Source organism: Neobacillus drentensis, from assembly GCF_036965645.1.
GTDB lineage: Bacteria > Bacillota > Bacilli > Bacillales > Cytobacillaceae > Neobacillus > Neobacillus drentensis_D.
The window spans coordinates 21,713-38,395 of sequence record NZ_JBALPZ010000083.1 but is presented as its reverse complement, the minus strand read 5'-3'; the positions used below and the strand labels follow the sequence as shown (position 1 = coordinate 38,395).

13 protein-coding genes are annotated in these 16,683 nt (G+C 39.1%); all 13 read right to left on the bottom strand.

The genetic code is table 11. The features are described from left to right. Positions 1-3: 3 nt before the first annotated feature. A complete protein-coding gene (locus V7266_RS16580; protein ID WP_335469180.1) occupies positions 4-1,377 on the bottom strand; it encodes an MATE family efflux transporter in 1,374 nt (457 codons plus the stop codon). A 47-nt stretch (positions 1,378-1,424) separates the two neighbouring features. Further along, a complete protein-coding gene (locus V7266_RS16575) occupies positions 1,425-3,533 on the bottom strand; it encodes an alpha-glucuronidase family glycosyl hydrolase (RefSeq protein WP_335469178.1) in 2,109 nt (702 codons plus the stop codon). 65 nt (positions 3,534-3,598) lie between these two features. After that, a complete protein-coding gene (uxuA, locus tag V7266_RS16570; protein WP_335469176.1) occupies positions 3,599-4,654 on the bottom strand; it encodes a mannonate dehydratase in 1,056 nt (351 codons plus the stop codon). 14 nt (positions 4,655-4,668) lie between these two features. Next, positions 4,669-5,364 carry a YesL family protein gene (locus V7266_RS16565; RefSeq protein WP_335469173.1) on the bottom strand — a complete coding sequence of 232 codons (696 nt, stop codon included), beginning with the start codon at positions 5,362-5,364 and terminating at the stop codon, positions 4,669-4,671. Positions 5,365-5,559: 195 nt separating this feature from the next. Further along, positions 5,560-7,218 (bottom strand): ABC transporter substrate-binding protein, encoded by a 1,659-nt coding sequence (locus V7266_RS16560; RefSeq protein ID WP_335469170.1) that lies wholly within the window; start codon positions 7,216-7,218, stop codon positions 5,560-5,562. A 59-nt stretch (positions 7,219-7,277) separates the two neighbouring features. Beyond that, complete coding sequence (locus V7266_RS16555) at positions 7,278-8,150, bottom strand: carbohydrate ABC transporter permease (RefSeq protein WP_335469168.1); 873 nt, start codon at positions 8,148-8,150, stop codon at positions 7,278-7,280. 14 nt (positions 8,151-8,164) lie between these two features. Further along, entirely contained in the window at positions 8,165-9,127 is a 963-nt protein-coding gene (locus tag V7266_RS16550; RefSeq protein ID WP_420491428.1) for an ABC transporter permease, read from the bottom strand. 293 nt (positions 9,128-9,420) lie between these two features. Then, positions 9,421-10,215: a Nif3-like dinuclear metal center hexameric protein gene (locus V7266_RS16545; protein ID WP_335469165.1), complete on the bottom strand. Its 795-nt coding sequence runs from the start codon at positions 10,213-10,215 to the stop codon at positions 9,421-9,423. Between the two features lie 63 nt (positions 10,216-10,278). Beyond that, a complete protein-coding gene (locus V7266_RS16540; RefSeq protein WP_335469162.1) occupies positions 10,279-11,385 on the bottom strand; it encodes a Gfo/Idh/MocA family protein in 1,107 nt (368 codons plus the stop codon). A 22-nt stretch (positions 11,386-11,407) separates the two neighbouring features. Further along, positions 11,408-12,562 carry a Gfo/Idh/MocA family protein gene (locus V7266_RS16535; protein WP_335469159.1) on the bottom strand — a complete coding sequence of 385 codons (1,155 nt, stop codon included), beginning with the start codon at positions 12,560-12,562 and terminating at the stop codon, positions 11,408-11,410. Between the two features lie 47 nt (positions 12,563-12,609). After that, positions 12,610-13,455, bottom strand: a complete 846-nt coding sequence (locus V7266_RS16530) for an SDR family oxidoreductase (protein WP_335469158.1) — start codon at positions 13,453-13,455, stop codon at positions 12,610-12,612. A gap of 68 nt (positions 13,456-13,523) precedes the next feature. Next, on the bottom strand, positions 13,524-14,528 hold the full coding sequence (locus V7266_RS16525) for an endo-1,4-beta-xylanase (RefSeq protein WP_335469156.1): 1,005 nt from the start codon (positions 14,526-14,528) through the stop codon (positions 13,524-13,526). A 257-nt stretch (positions 14,529-14,785) separates the two neighbouring features. After that, entirely contained in the window at positions 14,786-16,447 is a 1,662-nt protein-coding gene (locus tag V7266_RS16520) for an ABC transporter substrate-binding protein (protein ID WP_335469154.1), read from the bottom strand. Positions 16,448-16,683 lie beyond the last annotated feature (236 nt).

Sequence of the window (16,683 nt, the reverse complement as noted above, 5' to 3'; positions counted from 1 at the left end):
TTTTTAGGCAGTTGGTGATACTTGATCATGAACTAAGATTTTTTTCTCCCAAGCCCTGCTTTTCCATCTAAAGTACATCATAATCCCTCTAAACCACTCATCGACAATAAAAGCAATCCAAATACCAGGCAAACCGAATCCAAGATGGATGCCTAAGAAGTAAGCTAGTGGCACGCAAATCCCCCACATCGAGATAACGGCCATTTTAACGGAGATGGTGGTATCACCAGCTGCCCTAAGTGAACTAATGACAACTAAGTTAAACGTTCGGCCCGGCTCCAGAATGAAACAAAACAATAATAATTTGCTTCCCATAGAAATAATCTCTTTATTATTCGTAAAAATCGAAAGGAGGGATTCCCGGAAGAAACAAATAAGTACGGCAACCGTAAAGGTGAGAGTAAAGCTGTATTTTAAACTTTTTAATAATTGGCGATAGGCACCATCGAAATCATGGGCACCTACCTTATAACCTATTAAAATCTGTGTTCCCTGTCCCATGGCCAAGCCAAATAAAACAATATAAGAATTGACACTTTGAGTATAAACACGGGTGGTTAAGGCGGCCGCACCAAGAACAGCGATCATGGAGGTTATCACCAACTGACTGGCGTTGTAACATAGTTGTTCACTAGCAGCCGGAATACCAATCTTTAAGATTTTTTTTACTTGTACTACATCACTTGTTAGATAATCCTTTAATTTGATACTCATTGGAATCCGTTTATACATAATCGAGAGGATCACCAATAGGGCTACTGTCCTGCTTATTCCTGTTGAAATAGCCGTCCCTTTCACGCCCAGTTGAGGGAATCCCAATAGACCAAAAATCAAAATACTATTGATGGCTAAATGAATCACGTTCATGAACATTGACACAAACATTGCATCTCGAGTGTAGCCATTCGCCCTTAAAATTGAAGATACCGTTTGCAATAATGCCTGTATAAAAAGCGTTCCGCCTACAATGGAAAGATACTGCTTTCCTAAACTGGCAAGATGTTCTGGAAGATGAAAGAATGCCAAAAATTCACCTTTAAAGATGACCATGATGATACTAATAATGAAACCCATGATGAAATTTAGCTTGATTGACATGGTCATTACTATTTTAGCCTGTTCACGTAAGCCCGCTCCTAAATACTGTGAGAGGACTACAGCTGTCCCCATTGAAACAAAATTAAAGATGAGGATGGTAAAGAAAACAAGTTGATTCGATACCCCAACGGCGGCTACTGCATTATCAGAGACATGGGACAGCATGATCGTGTCCGTGCTGCCCATAATCACTTGTAGAAATAGTTCAATAAAAATGGGCCATGTTAACCTGAGCAAACTAATTTGCGGCGCGGTCCCCTGGCTATTTGTAATTTCCATTACAGATCCACCTTTGAGATGAAGGTAAAAAGCATTAACACATCGTTTTAATAGATTCTTCTATTTTGTTCATCTGCAATGCCTGATTTTCTGTAAAAATAGGTGTTAATGATATCCCGCCACTCTTTAGAATGTGATACTTGTTCTTCCAATCTAATTAAAATATCTTCATAACGCTCCGAATCAATTCTGCCTTCTAACGTTGACCATTTTTCCTTTAATTCCTCAGCTTCATTAACGCCTTCAAAGTGAGTATTGTAAATATGCTGAATCACTGTCACACCTGATTTTAACTTATGTGTATAAGGAACATGGTGGAAGAACAACAACAATTCATCTGGACAAGCTTCAAGTGATTCATACATGTCGGCATTCTCTGTAAAATACTGTGCCGAGTAACCTGTACCTGTTTTTACGGTACGGTCAACGCCAATGCCATGACAATCAGCAAAATGATAGGTACCCCAAACCGAATATTCATAACCATCAACATTCGGTCCATAGTGATGGTGCGGATTCACCATCCAGCCAACTCCAAGTGGTGAGGTATAATGTTCATAGATTTCCCACGATTTAAGAAGCATCTGACTGATTTGATCGTTAACCAACTCATCTTGGCCAAATGTTTGCCCAATCCATTCTTTAGTAATGGTTTCTGCTTCAAGGTCGGGGTTCCATGTTAAACGGCCAAAACCATATAGGTTCGCTTGTGCTAATGTATGTCCAGTCCAGTTGTAGTCATTCCCAATATTCGAAACAGCTGCGATACCTGAATAACGGTACGGAAACAAAGAACCGTCGACGACATGTTTTACAGGTGAACCTTCTCCATTTGCATAGGTGTCAAAATCAAGGATTTCCTTCCACTGAGGAACAAGGTAACATAGATGTCTTTGCTGTCCTGTGTATTCTTGTGTAATTTGGAACTCCATCATTTGATTCGTTTGCGGCATAGCGCCAAATAATGGGGAAACGGCCTCTCGTACCTGGAAATCCATCGGTCCATTTTTAATCTGCAAGATTACGTTCTCATGAAACTCCCCATCTAATGGTTTAAAGTGGTCATAGGCTGCCCTTGCACGGTCGGTTGAGCGATCACGCCAGTCCTGCATGCAGTTATAGACGAAACATCTCCAAATAACCAAACCGCCGAATGGCTCTAATGCTTCAGCTAACATATTGGCACCATCTGCATGATTTCGGTTATAAGTAAATGGACCAGGCCTATGTTCGGAGTCTGCTTTTACTAGGAAGCCCCCAAAACCAGGAATATACTGGTAGATTTCTTTTGTTTTATCTTTCCACCATTCTTTCACTTCAGGATCTAACGGGTCTGCCGTGTCCAAATCTCCCAATTGAATCGTACTCGCATAATTAATACTTAGGAATGTTTTAATTCCGTAAGCCCTAAAAATACTGGCAACCTCAGCTACTCGAGGAAGTAAGCTGCTTGTAATTAAATTGGTCTCGACTTGATGAACATTTACGTTATTAATAGAGATCGCATTGATCCCGACAGAAGATAGTAATCTAGCATAATCTTGAATTCTGTTTAGCTCCTCAGAGAATACGTCATTTTTGTAGAAAATCGATTTTCCTGCATAACCGCGTTCAATGCTTCCATCCATGTTATCCCACTGATTAATCATCCTTAATTGATTCTTAGGAGATTCCACGATGTTTAAATGATCTAATTTCTCACGATTCTGCATGAGCCTTAAAAGGTGAAAAGCGGCATATAATACTCCGGTATCCTTTTTTCCTAAAAGATAAATCGTGCTTTTTTCGTCAGCGGTAACTGTCTTGATAAAATAACCATCTTCATTGATTTGATTAAAATTAACGTCCATTTTGGTTAGCAAATTTAATTCCTTCTTGGTTGCTAACACAATGCTATTTTTGGATTCAATGCCAGAAGAAATTTTTAGTTGTTTATCGAGCATCGATGAAAAGGCAGTAATAAGTTCATTTTGTGCAGATTGAATCACGATAGAATCTGCGAGGCTTTCTATATTGGAAACCCATTTTTGGTACTCTTCCACCAATACTGCATCATCTATTTTTTTGTATTGAAGCCATGCGGCGTAGCTCTCTTTGTGATTGATTTTGTATTGTTCGGTTAGATTAATTTCTATATTGTCGATTGTGCTCTTCATTATAATTATCCTCCATTATAAATAATGTCTATTGCCAAGTAAGTGAAGGTACATTACTCATTCATTTATTGATTTAGCGCATCCCAAGCACCTAATAGATACATAATGCCTAAAGCACGATCATACAAACCATAGCCAGGGCGGCACTGTTCATCCCAGATATGCCGGCCATGATCCGGTCTGATATATCCTTTAAAGCCGCTTTCAAGATAGGCTTTCATGATTCCAACAATATCTACTGAACCATCTTTTGTTCGGTGGGAGGTCTCAATAAAATCACCATTTTCATAGACCTTCACATTACGAACATGGGCAAACGGAATCCTCTCCGCAAATTCCTTAACCATTGCAACAACATCATTGCTGCAGCTTGAACCTAATGCCCCGCTGCAAAGTGTGACCCCATTGTATGGACTGTCAACAAGCTTTAAAATCCGGCGGATATTTTCCTGATTGGTTACAATCCGTGGTAAACCAAATACAGACCATGGTGGATCGTCCGGATGAATCGCCATTTTGATATCATGTTCCTCCGCGACTGGAATAATCGCTTCAAGGAAGTATTGCAGGTTATTAAATAAATCTTCTTCTGTTACATTTTTATATGCTTCAAATAGATTCGTCATATTTTCTAAGCGCTCAGGTTCCCATCCAGGCATAGTAAAGTCAGGGTTCATCGCGATTTTATTCACTAATTCCATCGGGTCAATATCATCCACTTTTGCTTTTTCATAGAAAAGGGCGGTGGAGCCATCTTCATGAGCTTTATATAAATCAGTCCTGATCCAATCAAACACAGGCATAAAGTTATAACAGATGACCTTTACTCCCACGTTAGCCAGCTTTTCAATTGTACGTTTATAGTTTTCTATGTATTGGTCCCGAGTAGGGTACCCAAGTTTTATATCCTCGTGTACGTTAACACTCTCTACCACGTCGATATTAAAACCATACTGGTCTGCTTGTCGTTTTACTTCCAGGATTCGATCCATCGGCCATTCTTCTCCGGCCTGCATATCATGAAGCGCCCAAACAATCGTCTCTACTCCTGGTATTTGTTTAATATGATTGAGGGTTACAGTATCATTGCCCTCACCATACCACCTAAATCCCATCTTCATTCTTTATCCCTCCGTTAATTTGCACTCTCATTCGGTTTACAAAAGTTCACTTTTAAGTCTTCGAGAACTTCCCTGCTATTAAGTAAAAATACATAACAAACTATACTTGCCGTAAATAGGATGAAAAAATTCGAAGTAATGGTCGTTAAAAATAAGGTGATAATAACAATGCTAATATTCCCAAAGGTAACCTTTACTTTTTTGAAGCTATAATAAATGGATAGTTTCCAAATATCTTTTAATCTAAATGTAAAGCCCGCATTAATTAAAAAGGCATACATCATAAAAATCAGCGTAACGACAATCCCTATGAAGAAGACAACTGATAAAATGTGATGAAGTACGGATGGATTTGAATTAAAGTATTGCAGGTCAACAAAAAGAATATATAGAACAAGAAGAAGCGGCAGCCAAAACTTCATGGTGTCTTTAAAATTTATTTTATATCCGTGGAAAAAGTCTTTTAATGGAGAAAGTTCCTTTTCCCGGATTAGTTTTCCCATTGAATAAAAGAGTGCTGAAATCGAAGGTCCAGTTAGGATAAGAGCGAGAAAGTAAATCGTAATATTGGAAAAAGTCGGTTCTAACGTCATAAAAAAGAATAGGAAAATGGCATTACAAAGTACAAAATAAATATTTGTAATTAACAGCCAATAAATATTATTTGTTACTGAAAATAAGGTGCCTTCACCAAACTCTCTTTTTCTCATAAAAAATCCACCCATCAAGTTCATTTTGATTGTGATATTTCTCTAATAGAGAAAAATGGTTGTGAACGTGAGAAGTCCCCTATCTCTCCACAACCATCACATATGATCATTTCGTTTTTAGTGAATGATATGACAACTGCCTGTAATTCTATTTAAAAGTATTACAGGCAGCAATCACACAATCACTTAATCTAATTACTTATTTTTCTTTTGATAATCACTATAGGCTTTATTAACCATATCTAAGTATTTATCCATACCTTTTGCTTTTAATTCAGACACATAGGCATTCCAATCAGATAAAGAACGTGTACCTAAAATGAACTTCGCGGTATTTTGTTTTACCGTATCCGTTAATGGTGTAGAAATAAGTGTTGCTTGCTCTTGATCAGTTGCACTCATTGGATATGGAGGATTTACAGGCAATACTTCCTTATCTTTGTGCATGCTATCCTGGAATTTAACTTCTTCCTCGCTCATTGTGGATTGAAGTAAATCGGTTGTACCGCCATAAGCAAATGAACCTGTTCCAAAACCATAATCCACACGTAAATCTTTCTTTCCTGCAGGATTTAGACCAAGGAAGTTAACATCTGGCATTAGTACACGCTTACCGTTTTCCTTCTTATAAGTTGTGCCCTCAACGCCCCACTTAGCTAATTCTTCACCTTCATCGCTGTACCAGAACCAGTCAATAAATTGCAGCAATGCCTTAAAGTTCGGATCATCTTTTGCTTTCGCACTAATCATGATTCCGTTTTCCAATCTTGTTCCAGCAATAACGTTGCCTTTAGGGCCTCCAGGTACGTCAATTTTTGCGATTGAGTATTTACCTGCACCTAGAGTTTTGTCCATACTATTACGCATCGTAACGATTTCTTGAGAGTTTGTACTAATAACAAATGATTTACCATTGACAAATTTTTCAATCGCTTGATCATCACTTTGTGATAAGCTTTCTTTGTCCAATAAGCCGTCTTTAATCAGTCCGTTAAAATAAGTCAACATTTCTTTGTATTCTTTTGTTGCTCCTGCAAAAACAAATTTGTTTTTGTCTTGGTCAAACGTTACATAGTTTGATGTACCCCAGCCGCCAACTGTCCCAAAGGTAGGAGCTGCATATTGTAATAATGCACCTAGCGGACTAACGGATCCAGATGTACTCCAACGATCAGAGAATGGTGTCACATCAGGATAGATTTCTTTTAATTTTTTCAATGCAGCTTCAAATTCATCCCATGTTTTAGGAATCGCAATATTATTCTTTTCGAAAATATCAGTTCTTACTGCAAGTGTATAATCTGGCCATACCTCTTCGTGTAAACCAGGGAGTACGTAGTATTTACCATCAGCTTGTTTTAAATTATCAAGTTCTGGTTGCAGTTTCCATTTTTTCACTTTATCCATAAAGTTAGGCATGTATTTCACATAATCACTAATTGGAAGAATGGCACCAGAAGAAACAAATGGAGTTTCTTGACCTGGATACGTTTTAGGGATAATTAATGGTGCATCCCCAGAACTAATTAATAAGCTTCTTTTTTGGGCGTAATCACTCATTGGTACAACGGTTGGTTTTAAAGTAACATTGGTTCTCTTCGTAATTTCATTCCATAGCAGCCAATCCTTTTTATAGGCATACCATGCAGCATCATTGTACATCGTTGTAAATGAAATCGGCTTACTTGCTTTAAATGTTTTTCCAACGCCATAGTCTGCCATGGCAACTCCCTTATCTTTAGGAGTTGAGGCAGTTGAGCTAGTGCTTTTATCACTGCTGCATCCAGCCAACAAGCTGCTGAGAGCGGTAACAATTGCAACTAAAAAAGCAAACTTCTTTAAAATCTTTGCCATTGGAGTTCCCCCACTTTAATGTTTTTATAATGAACTTATGTAAATAAGTTGCATCCAGGTTATTGTTTAACAGATCCAAGCATGATGCCCGAAACAAAGTATTTCTGAACAAACGGGTAGACCATTAAGATTGGCAATACGGTTAACACCATGGTTACCGCCTTGATATTAGCGCCAATTTGTGTCAAATCATCTGCAGAGGTTGCACCAGCCGATTGCCCTGATGTTGCTCCCGCTAAAAGATTTCTCAAGTAAAGTGTCACTGGGAACTTGTCGGACTGATCCAAGTAAAGAAAGGCACCAAACCATGAATTCCAGCTCCCTACCGCATAGAACAGAACCATTGTAGCTAAAATCGGCTTTGATAACGGTAAGATAATTTTTAGAAATGTTCCATAAGTTGACGACCCATCAATCGAGGCTGCCTCTTCCAGTTCCTCTGGCATGGCTTCAAAAAATGATTTCATAATCAGCATATTAAAGATACTGATGGCACCAGGGATAACAATGGCCCAAATGGTATTGGTCCAGCCAAGATTTTTAATTAAGATATAGTTTGGTATCAATCCACCGTTAAAAAACATCGTGAAAATGGCCATTGAAGTAAAGAATTTACGACCCATAAGCCGCTTTTTCGACAAAACATAAGCGAACGTGGTCGTCATAGCCATTGCAATCAGGGTACCTAGAACCGTATAAACAATGGTATTCCGATAGCTGGTCCAGAATGTTTTGTCATGCAGAATGGTTTGATAGGTTGTAAGATTAAAGCCCTTTGGAATCAGATTCACCTTACCTGCATTAATTTCCGCCTGACCACTAAATGACTGAGCCACGACATTCAAAAAGGGAAATAATGTCACATAGATAACTAATAACAAGATAAGCACATTAATGACTTTAAATATTTTGTATTGTACCGTTTCCTTCACTGGTCTCTCCTCCCTTACCACAATCCATTGTCTGTAAACTTTTTAGATAGAAAATTGGCAGAAAAGACTAAAACCAATCCAATGATGGATTCAAACAAGCCAATTGCAGTCGCATAACTAAAGTTGCTCGATTGTAAACCAATCCGGTAAAGATAAGTAGAAATAACATCAGAAGTTTCAAAGTTTAATGGGTTATAGATCAATAAGATTTTTTCAAAGCCAACAGCCATAAGATTTCCAATATTCAGAATAAGTAGTGTAATCACCGTTGGAAGAATTCCTGGAATCGTAATATGAATGGTTTGTTTCCATCTGTTTGCACCATCGATTTTGGCTGCTTCATATAGCGAATCGTCGATATTTGTTAGAGCAGCTAAATAAAGAATCGCTCCCCAACCCATCGTCTGCCAAACTTCTGAAGCAACATATACAGGTCTAAACCAGTGCGAATCTTGCATAAAAAGGATCGGTTTCCCACCAAAGAATTCAATCAATGCATTAAACGCACCACTTGTAGAAGTCATCTGTAAAATCATTCCGCTTATAATTACTACTGATAGGAAGTGCGGTAAATAAGAAGCGGTTTGTACGAATTTTTTGAATTTTTTAGATTTAATTTCATTTAGTAGTAACGCAATAATAATTGGTGCCGGGAAACAGAATAGTAATGTTAAACTGCTGGTAATTAAAGTATTTTTAAATACTTGCCAGAAGGCTGCGTCCCCAACAAACATTTGAAAGTAATGAAGACCAACCCATTCTTCTCCAAAGATATTTCCACCGGGAACAAATCTTCTAAAGGCAATAACGTTACCAATCATTGGTATGTATTTGAAAATAATCAAATAAAGGATTGGTAAAACAAGTAGAGAATAGAGCTGCCAATCTTTTTTAAGTGCTTTTAGTACCAAGGATCTTTTAGGAGTGGTAATAACAGGCACCTGGAATTCTGGTGTTTGCTTTGATAACTCGACTATCTGCTTCAATGATTTCCCTCCTTAAATTTTTTAAAGGCCATGGTTAATAAATAAAGAAAGATTGCTATATTTACCATTTACTTGCAACATAGTTCGTCTATCCTACAAACTATCTAAACTGAAAATTCCCCTATTAGTTAAATGATAATTCCAGTTTGTTTGTTTGTTATACAAACTATGTTTATGTAATTATTTTAACACCACTAATATATAGGTGCAAGCGGTTTCAGACAAAAACTTTCAATTTTTTTATTAATCTATTACATTTTTATTAATCTATTAAATCAGGCTTTTTAAACCACTTGGAAAATTGGCTTTTCTGGTATGTATTGAACAGGAATCCCAGGGAAAATAGTCTTGATCCATTCTGCCAAATACTTCATACCAGGTGCTTCACTTTCGGCATGTCCTATGACCATTAATGCCTTTTGTTTTCCTTGATAAACGGCATCCCTAATAAACTCTGGAGTCTCCCACTCAGGGCCTTCTCCTGAAATGATTAAATCAAGTTCCTCCTTTTCGTAGAGTGGCATGGATAAAGCCCCGCCTCCTCTATATCCTGCTAACAGGCCGATACGAGTACAAGTTCCCTCTAAATCTCCTACTGCACGGACAAACTCGATACCAAGTTTCCCCTTTACATACTCTGCAATTTCCCGCAAAGACATGGAAGGAACCTTTACGATAGTAGATGCCGGGTGATTCTTCTCTACGTAGGGATTCCACCCCAAAGCCTCAATCAGCCCTACCATTATCCCATCAGGTTGATACCTATGAATATAATCATGAATCCGAAATATAGCCATTCCGGACTCTTCGATGAGCCGACGCTTTTCAAGATAAACTGGGGATTCTTCCACTATTTCTGCCTGATCCATATGGCTGTAAAATAGACCCTCATGGGTAATCAAAAGATTGATTCCCAGGTTGATGGCCTGTTGAATCACCTGTTGTGTCGCCATAAATGTAGTGGCAATTCCCTTTACTTCCATGTTGGGATCACCAAACTTAAGGGTGTCTACGGTGTTTTGAATTTTGTCTACTGGCTCCATTATTTTAACTATGACATTTTGAACAGTGATCGCCATTTTATCCACCTCTCTTTATAGAACGAGTTGCCACCCTCTGGCAACTCGTTCTATATTTGAACTTTATTTTTTTGTCACTAAAGAGTTCTCTGCTGTCTCAACCCAAATCGCCTTTTCCTGCGCTTCAATACATAATTCAGCCGCTCTAAACGTATGTTCTTGGGTCATGGCATTTTCTGTACCGTTTAAACAATCCAGGATGAATTCGCCAAAGAACGGGCAGCCAACTTTCCCTGATAGCTGGAAGTGCTTTTCTCCTTCATGATTTACTAGATATAGCTGATCCCCCTTGGAATCTCTAGCAATGTCAATATATTTCCGTACTTCAATATAACCCTCTGTTCCTAAAATAAGGACACGGCCATCTCCCCATGTACCGAGACCATCTGGGGTAAACCAATCTACACGGAAATAGAAGGTGGCCCCATTATCGGCTACTAAAGTAGCATCCCCGAAATCTTGAAACATCGGATACTCTTTAAAATGGTAATTGGCTATTTTACTATGCAGTATCTTCGCATCTTTTGCGCCTGTAAAGTGCAGGAATTGTTCGATTTGATGACTTCCGATATCACAAAGAATACCACCATAATATTCTGGATCAAAAAACCAGTCAGGCCTGCTTTTGGGGTTGGCTCGATGCGGTCCAGTCCCAATGACTTGAACGACTCGGCCAATTGCACCTTCTTCAATTAATTGTCCGGCAAAAATTGAACTTTCAGAGTGCAGGCGCTCACCGTAATAGATTCCCCATCTAAGACCAGTCTCCGCTACTTTTTCTCTTGCCTGTTTCACCTGATCCATTGTGGTAAACGCAGGCTTATCCGTAAAATAATGTTTACCATGATCAAGGACACGGAGGCCAAGTGGACCACGATCCGAAGGAATATTGGCACTGGCAACTAGTTTAATAGCTGGGTTGGAAAGAATTTCTTCTTCGGAAGAAGCAATAGTTGCTTCAGGGTATTTTGTAACGAAGCCTTGGACTTTTTTGGGATCTGGATCATACACACCCACTAATTGGCCTCCTGCTTCAATTAAGCCGTTACACATCCCGTAAATATGACCGTGGTCTAAGCCGATGGCAGCAAATTGAAAGGCTCCTGGCTCAACGACAACCTTTTTAACCAAACCTTTAGGTGCATAATTCATCCCATCATTTCGATCCATTTTTTCCGCTCCTTTTTCAAAATTATTCATACTTGCCGCCTGTTGTAATTGCATTCTCTGCAAAACTCACGACATGGTTCTTCTTTTCATAGAAATGGGTAGCATTTTGTAAAACACCATCCCTTGTATAAAAGGGACTCTTTTCATCTAGTGGAAGTTTTACCGTTTTCCCTGTACTGGAAGATTGATAGATGGCTGTAATGAGTTCCAGCGTTTTTCTGCCTTCCTGTCCATCAACCAATACTTCTTTCTTTCCTTCAATGGCAGATAGAACATCGTCAATTTGGGCGGTGTGACCCTCATATTCCAGATTGGACAATTGCTCATAGGCCGCTTGAAGTTTTGCTTCTAATTCTTGATCCTTTTCCGGGAACCCATTTTCCTTCGATCTTGATGCAGTTACCTTCCATGGTACGGAAACACGCGCATTTTTCCCTTGGAAGATTAGCTGCTGTTCTTCTCCGTGATGTACAACGGAACTCGTAATTTGGGCCAAACTTCCATTCGGATAGCGGCAGATGGCCACTGACAAATCCTCCACCTCGGCGTTATCATGTGATGTATTGCTTGTAATCGCCGTTACGTCAGCAGGCATCCCATTCATCCAATGGAAAATATCAATATGATGAACGGCATGATTCAAGGTACAGCCGCCCCCCTCTTTTTCCCAGGTTCCCCGCCACCACAAATCATAATAACTATAGCCCCGCCACCAGAAGGAATCGACCTGCGTATGGACAATGGGACCCATCAGCTTTGTATCAAGAATCGACTTTAACTTCATCATTGGGTTGGTAAAGCGGTTTTGTGATACAACTGATAAAATTTTGCCGCTCTTTTTTTGTGCCTCATTCATGGCATCACATTCTTCCAATGAAGATGCCATTGGTTTTTCAACCAGTACATTCTTGCGTGCCTCTAAAAAGGCAATGGATAATTCAGCATGTGTATAGGGAGGGGTACAAATAGATACCAAATCAATGTCCGGGCGTTGCAACAACTCTTTGTAATCGCTGTATATATCTACTTTTATATTGTGAGTCTGAGCGCTTTTTACTGCTTTTTCAGGATAGATATCACAAATGGCGACGATATTACATCTTCCTAAAAATTGTTGATAGGCTCTAATGTGTGCTGACGCAATGGCTCCTGTACCAATTATGGCTACCTTAATCATTTATCTACCAACCTTCCAAACTCGTATTTTTTACTGATAACACATTCTTAGACACCTGAATAGGACATAAAGCCGCCATCTACCGGCACGCTTATGCCTGTGACGAAGCCGCTTGCATCCTTGTCAGCAAGCCATAGCAAAGTCCCAAGTAAATCTTCAGGTTTTCCTAGGCGCCTCATCGGTGTATGGGCTAAGATTTTATTGGTTCTTTCTGTATTCGTTCCATCTGGATTCGTTAACAAAGCGCGATTTTGTTCGGTTAAGAAAAACCCAGGTGCAATCGCATTTACCCGGATACCTGTCTCAGCAAAATGGACCGCAAGCCATTGTGTAAAATTTTCAATTGCCGCTTTTGCTGCACTGTACGCCGGCACCTTTGTCATTGGACTAGGAGCACTCATCGAAGAAATGTTAATGATCGAGCCTTGATTATGAATCATTTTTTTGGTGAAAATTTGAGTAGGAATTAATGTACCAATAAAGTTTAGGTTAAAAACATAACCAAATCCATCCGTGGTCATATCAAAAAAGGTCGTTAAATCTGATTTTTCAAGATCATTTAGTTCAAAGATTTCCTTTGTGGTGATCCCTTTTGGATGATTTCCACCTGCCCCATTAATTAATAGATCACAGCTTCCATATTCAGAAGTGACGATCTCTTCAGCTCTTTTTACGCTATCAACGTTTAATACATCACATTCGATGGCGAGAGCTTCCCCGCCAACACTTTTTATTTCATCTGTCACTTTTAAAGCTTTTTCATAGGTGCGATTTAAGATCGCCACCTTCATTCCTTGCCGGGCTAACTCCTTCGCCATACAGCCGCATAAGACTCCGCCGCCGCCTGTAACTACTGCAACTTTTCCTTTTAAATTCTGGTTTAATGGTAGCATAAGTTCTGTATCCTCCTTGTTGTTCTATTCTGTTTAAACGCCTTCAAGTTTTCTCCTTCTAAAATACATTAAAAGCTAGTAACCTTCCAAAACGCTTCCTTTGGCTGATGCTTTTCATCAAATAAAAATGGCCAGTTTTTACGACCCCTTACTGGAAAATCATTTAACCATGTATAATCATCGGCAGCACCCCAGAACGTTACGGCCGTAATTACCTCTCGATATTCTCTAAGTAATTCGAATACCTGTTGATATCTTTGTGTCTGCAGTTCAACCATTTCTGCTGTTGGTTCGGTAAGGTCTGTGCGCTTGTCTTCATGGTTAAACACAGATATATCTAATTCTGTCAGCTGAAGTTTCAATCCAAGGGATGCATAACGATCAATGGCCGCACGAATGTCATCAAGGCCTGGGTTTGTTAAATTCCAGTGCGCCTGAAGACCCACCCCATGAATAGGGACTCCTTTTTTAACCAACGATTTCACAAGCTGATAAATCTTTTCCCGCTTCCCTGGGTTGGATTCATTATAGTCATTGTAAAAAAGCAATGCATCCGGGTCGGCGGCATGTGCAAATTCAAAGGCTTGTTCTATGTAATCTTCACCGATGATGTCGAGCCAATTAGTTTTTCTGTACAATTCAGGCCCTTCGTCAGTTACTGCTTCATTGACTACATCCCAGGAGTATATTTGTCCTTTGTATCTCTTCATAACAGTGGTCATATGGTCTTTCATCCGTTGCAACAATTGATCCCTGGTTACTTTTTCTCCATCAGAATTCTGGAAAACCCAGTCAGACGTTTGATTGTGCCAAATTAATGTATGCCCACGCATCTTCATCCCACGGCTTTGTGCAAACGCTGCCAATTTATCGGCTCGTTCAAATGTAAATTTTCCCTCTTCCGGTTGTAATAACTCAAATTTCATATCATTTTCGGCTGTAATACTATTAAAATGCTTTGCCAATAAATCTTGCTGTGTTTCAATTGTATGAAGGTTTACGGCTGCACCAATGTTAAAATAGCTTTCGTAGACTTTCTGTAATGAAGGTACCTCAGCACTTGTCTTTGCCATTATGGACCATCTCCCATTAACATTTGGATTTGTAGTTTGTTTATACAGTCAACAAACTAACTATATGTCTATCATATAAGATTTATAATCCATTGACAATAAAAAAACAGAGTTTTTTCAAAAAACTCTGTTAACAGTTTTTCTATTTTTGTTTAATTGCATCAACCTTTAACTACACCCAATGTATACCCTTTAAAAATCAACAAAACCGATATTGCCAATTTGGCGATATCGGCCTTGTTTGCCATTTCTTTATCCTACTTTTGTGTCGCTAATTTAATCCGATCTTGAACCACTTTATTCATCGTTTTTTCATATGATTTAATATCCAGCCCATTGAATTGTTTCTCATACTCATTCCATAGCGAATTAAATTGGGACGGTTTTGCTAATACCAATTTAGCCATATATTTCTTTTCCAAATCCGATGCCTTCTGGTCAAAAATCTGGGCCGGAGAGCCTTGTTCAAGCGGTGAGCTCCATGCCGGGAACCACGGGCGGTCTTCCGGTTTCGCAAACAGGTCGGAGAATACTTTTAAGCCGTATGCGTCCAATAATTTTTTATCACCCTCGGTGTAGGAAGCTTGCGCAACTTCCTGTTGTTGTGCCGGGATCCAAGCGTTACCATCTTTGTAAAGTCCGCCACCGACAGGCCAGTACCAATCAAAGGTTGTAAAGCCAAACTTGTCATTAAATTTCGGATCTTGCGTTTTTGCAATTTCTTCCGGTGTACGATAGAATCTGCCTTTGTCGTTGACTTCATAAGTTTGTCCCTTAATTCCCCACTCAACCAGCTTTTGATTGTCTTCTTTACAAAGAGCGTCAAGATATTTAATAATCCGGACAGGATCTTTCGCACTGACGGTAATCCCGACACCGCGATTGTTGACAAAAGTCGGAGGGTCGATATAGGCATCTCTTATGCTAGCATCAAAGGTAATTGGCAATGCCATGTAACGTAAATCGTCATTGCCAGCCTGTGTCAGACTATTTAAAGCCTGGGCAGCCTGCCATTGATAATCAAAGAATCCCAGGACACGCCCTGAAGCAATCTTCGCAAGATATTCGTCATAATTGGAAACGAATGCTTCTTGATCAAATACTCCTTTAGCATTAAGATCATTTAATTTTTGCAGATAGGTTTTCATCCAATCCTTGTTTGCATAAACAGAGGCTTTCTGTGTCTTGGCATCGACAATAGTATTGGCGCCATCATTTCCATAACCGGCTGCATGCCTTGCACCATCACGGATTGTAAATCTCCAATCATAGTTTAAGGATGTATAGCCGATCGTAGGAGATCCATTCGTCTGTGGATGTTTTTTCTGGAAGTCTTCTATTAATTTGAAATATTCATCAATTGTCTTTACTTTTGGATAGCCTGCTTCCTTCAGGACATCACGCCGGATCCAAAATGCACTTTGCTGAATATCCGGGTATGCTGCATATCCCTGGTTCGCGCCAAATGGAATAAAATAAATTTTCCCATCCTTCTGATCTTTCATTTGATTTAAGTAAGGGCCGTATAATTTTTTAAGATTCGGGGCATATTTATTAATTAGGTCAGTTAAATCGATAAACCCGCCTGCTTGTACGACTTTATCGATCCCTTGATCGGGAACAAGTAGGTCTGGATATTTTCCGCTGGCAATCATGGTTCCTATCTTTGTATTAACGTCACCAACAATATGTTCTACCTTGAAGTTAACGCCTGTTTGCTTCTCAAGCTCTTTTCCAATTGTTGTTTCGTTCGTATTCAAGTCTTTCCCTGCTGCACCGGCATTAAAATAAGTAAAAGTTACAGGTGATTTGTCATTCTTGTTGGAACTTGTACTTGCACTTTGATCATTTGTACATCCTGCTGCAGTAAATAACATGGTAGCCATAATGGGTACAACTAAAAGGTTTCTTTTTTTCATTTGCTATCCCCCTTTATATTTTGTAAGCACTTTCATTATAAGTTGTAAGAGCTTTCACCAATACCTTAAAAACTTTAGTTTTTACTTAGGAAACTATATTTTTTTCGAAAATTTCCGACTATTTAATTGATAGAGGATTTTTATTGATTACAATTGCACCGTTAAAATTTACAATAAAACGGCTAAGGCTTCATTCATTTATAACCTACTAAAATAAAAAACCTGAAGATCGGATA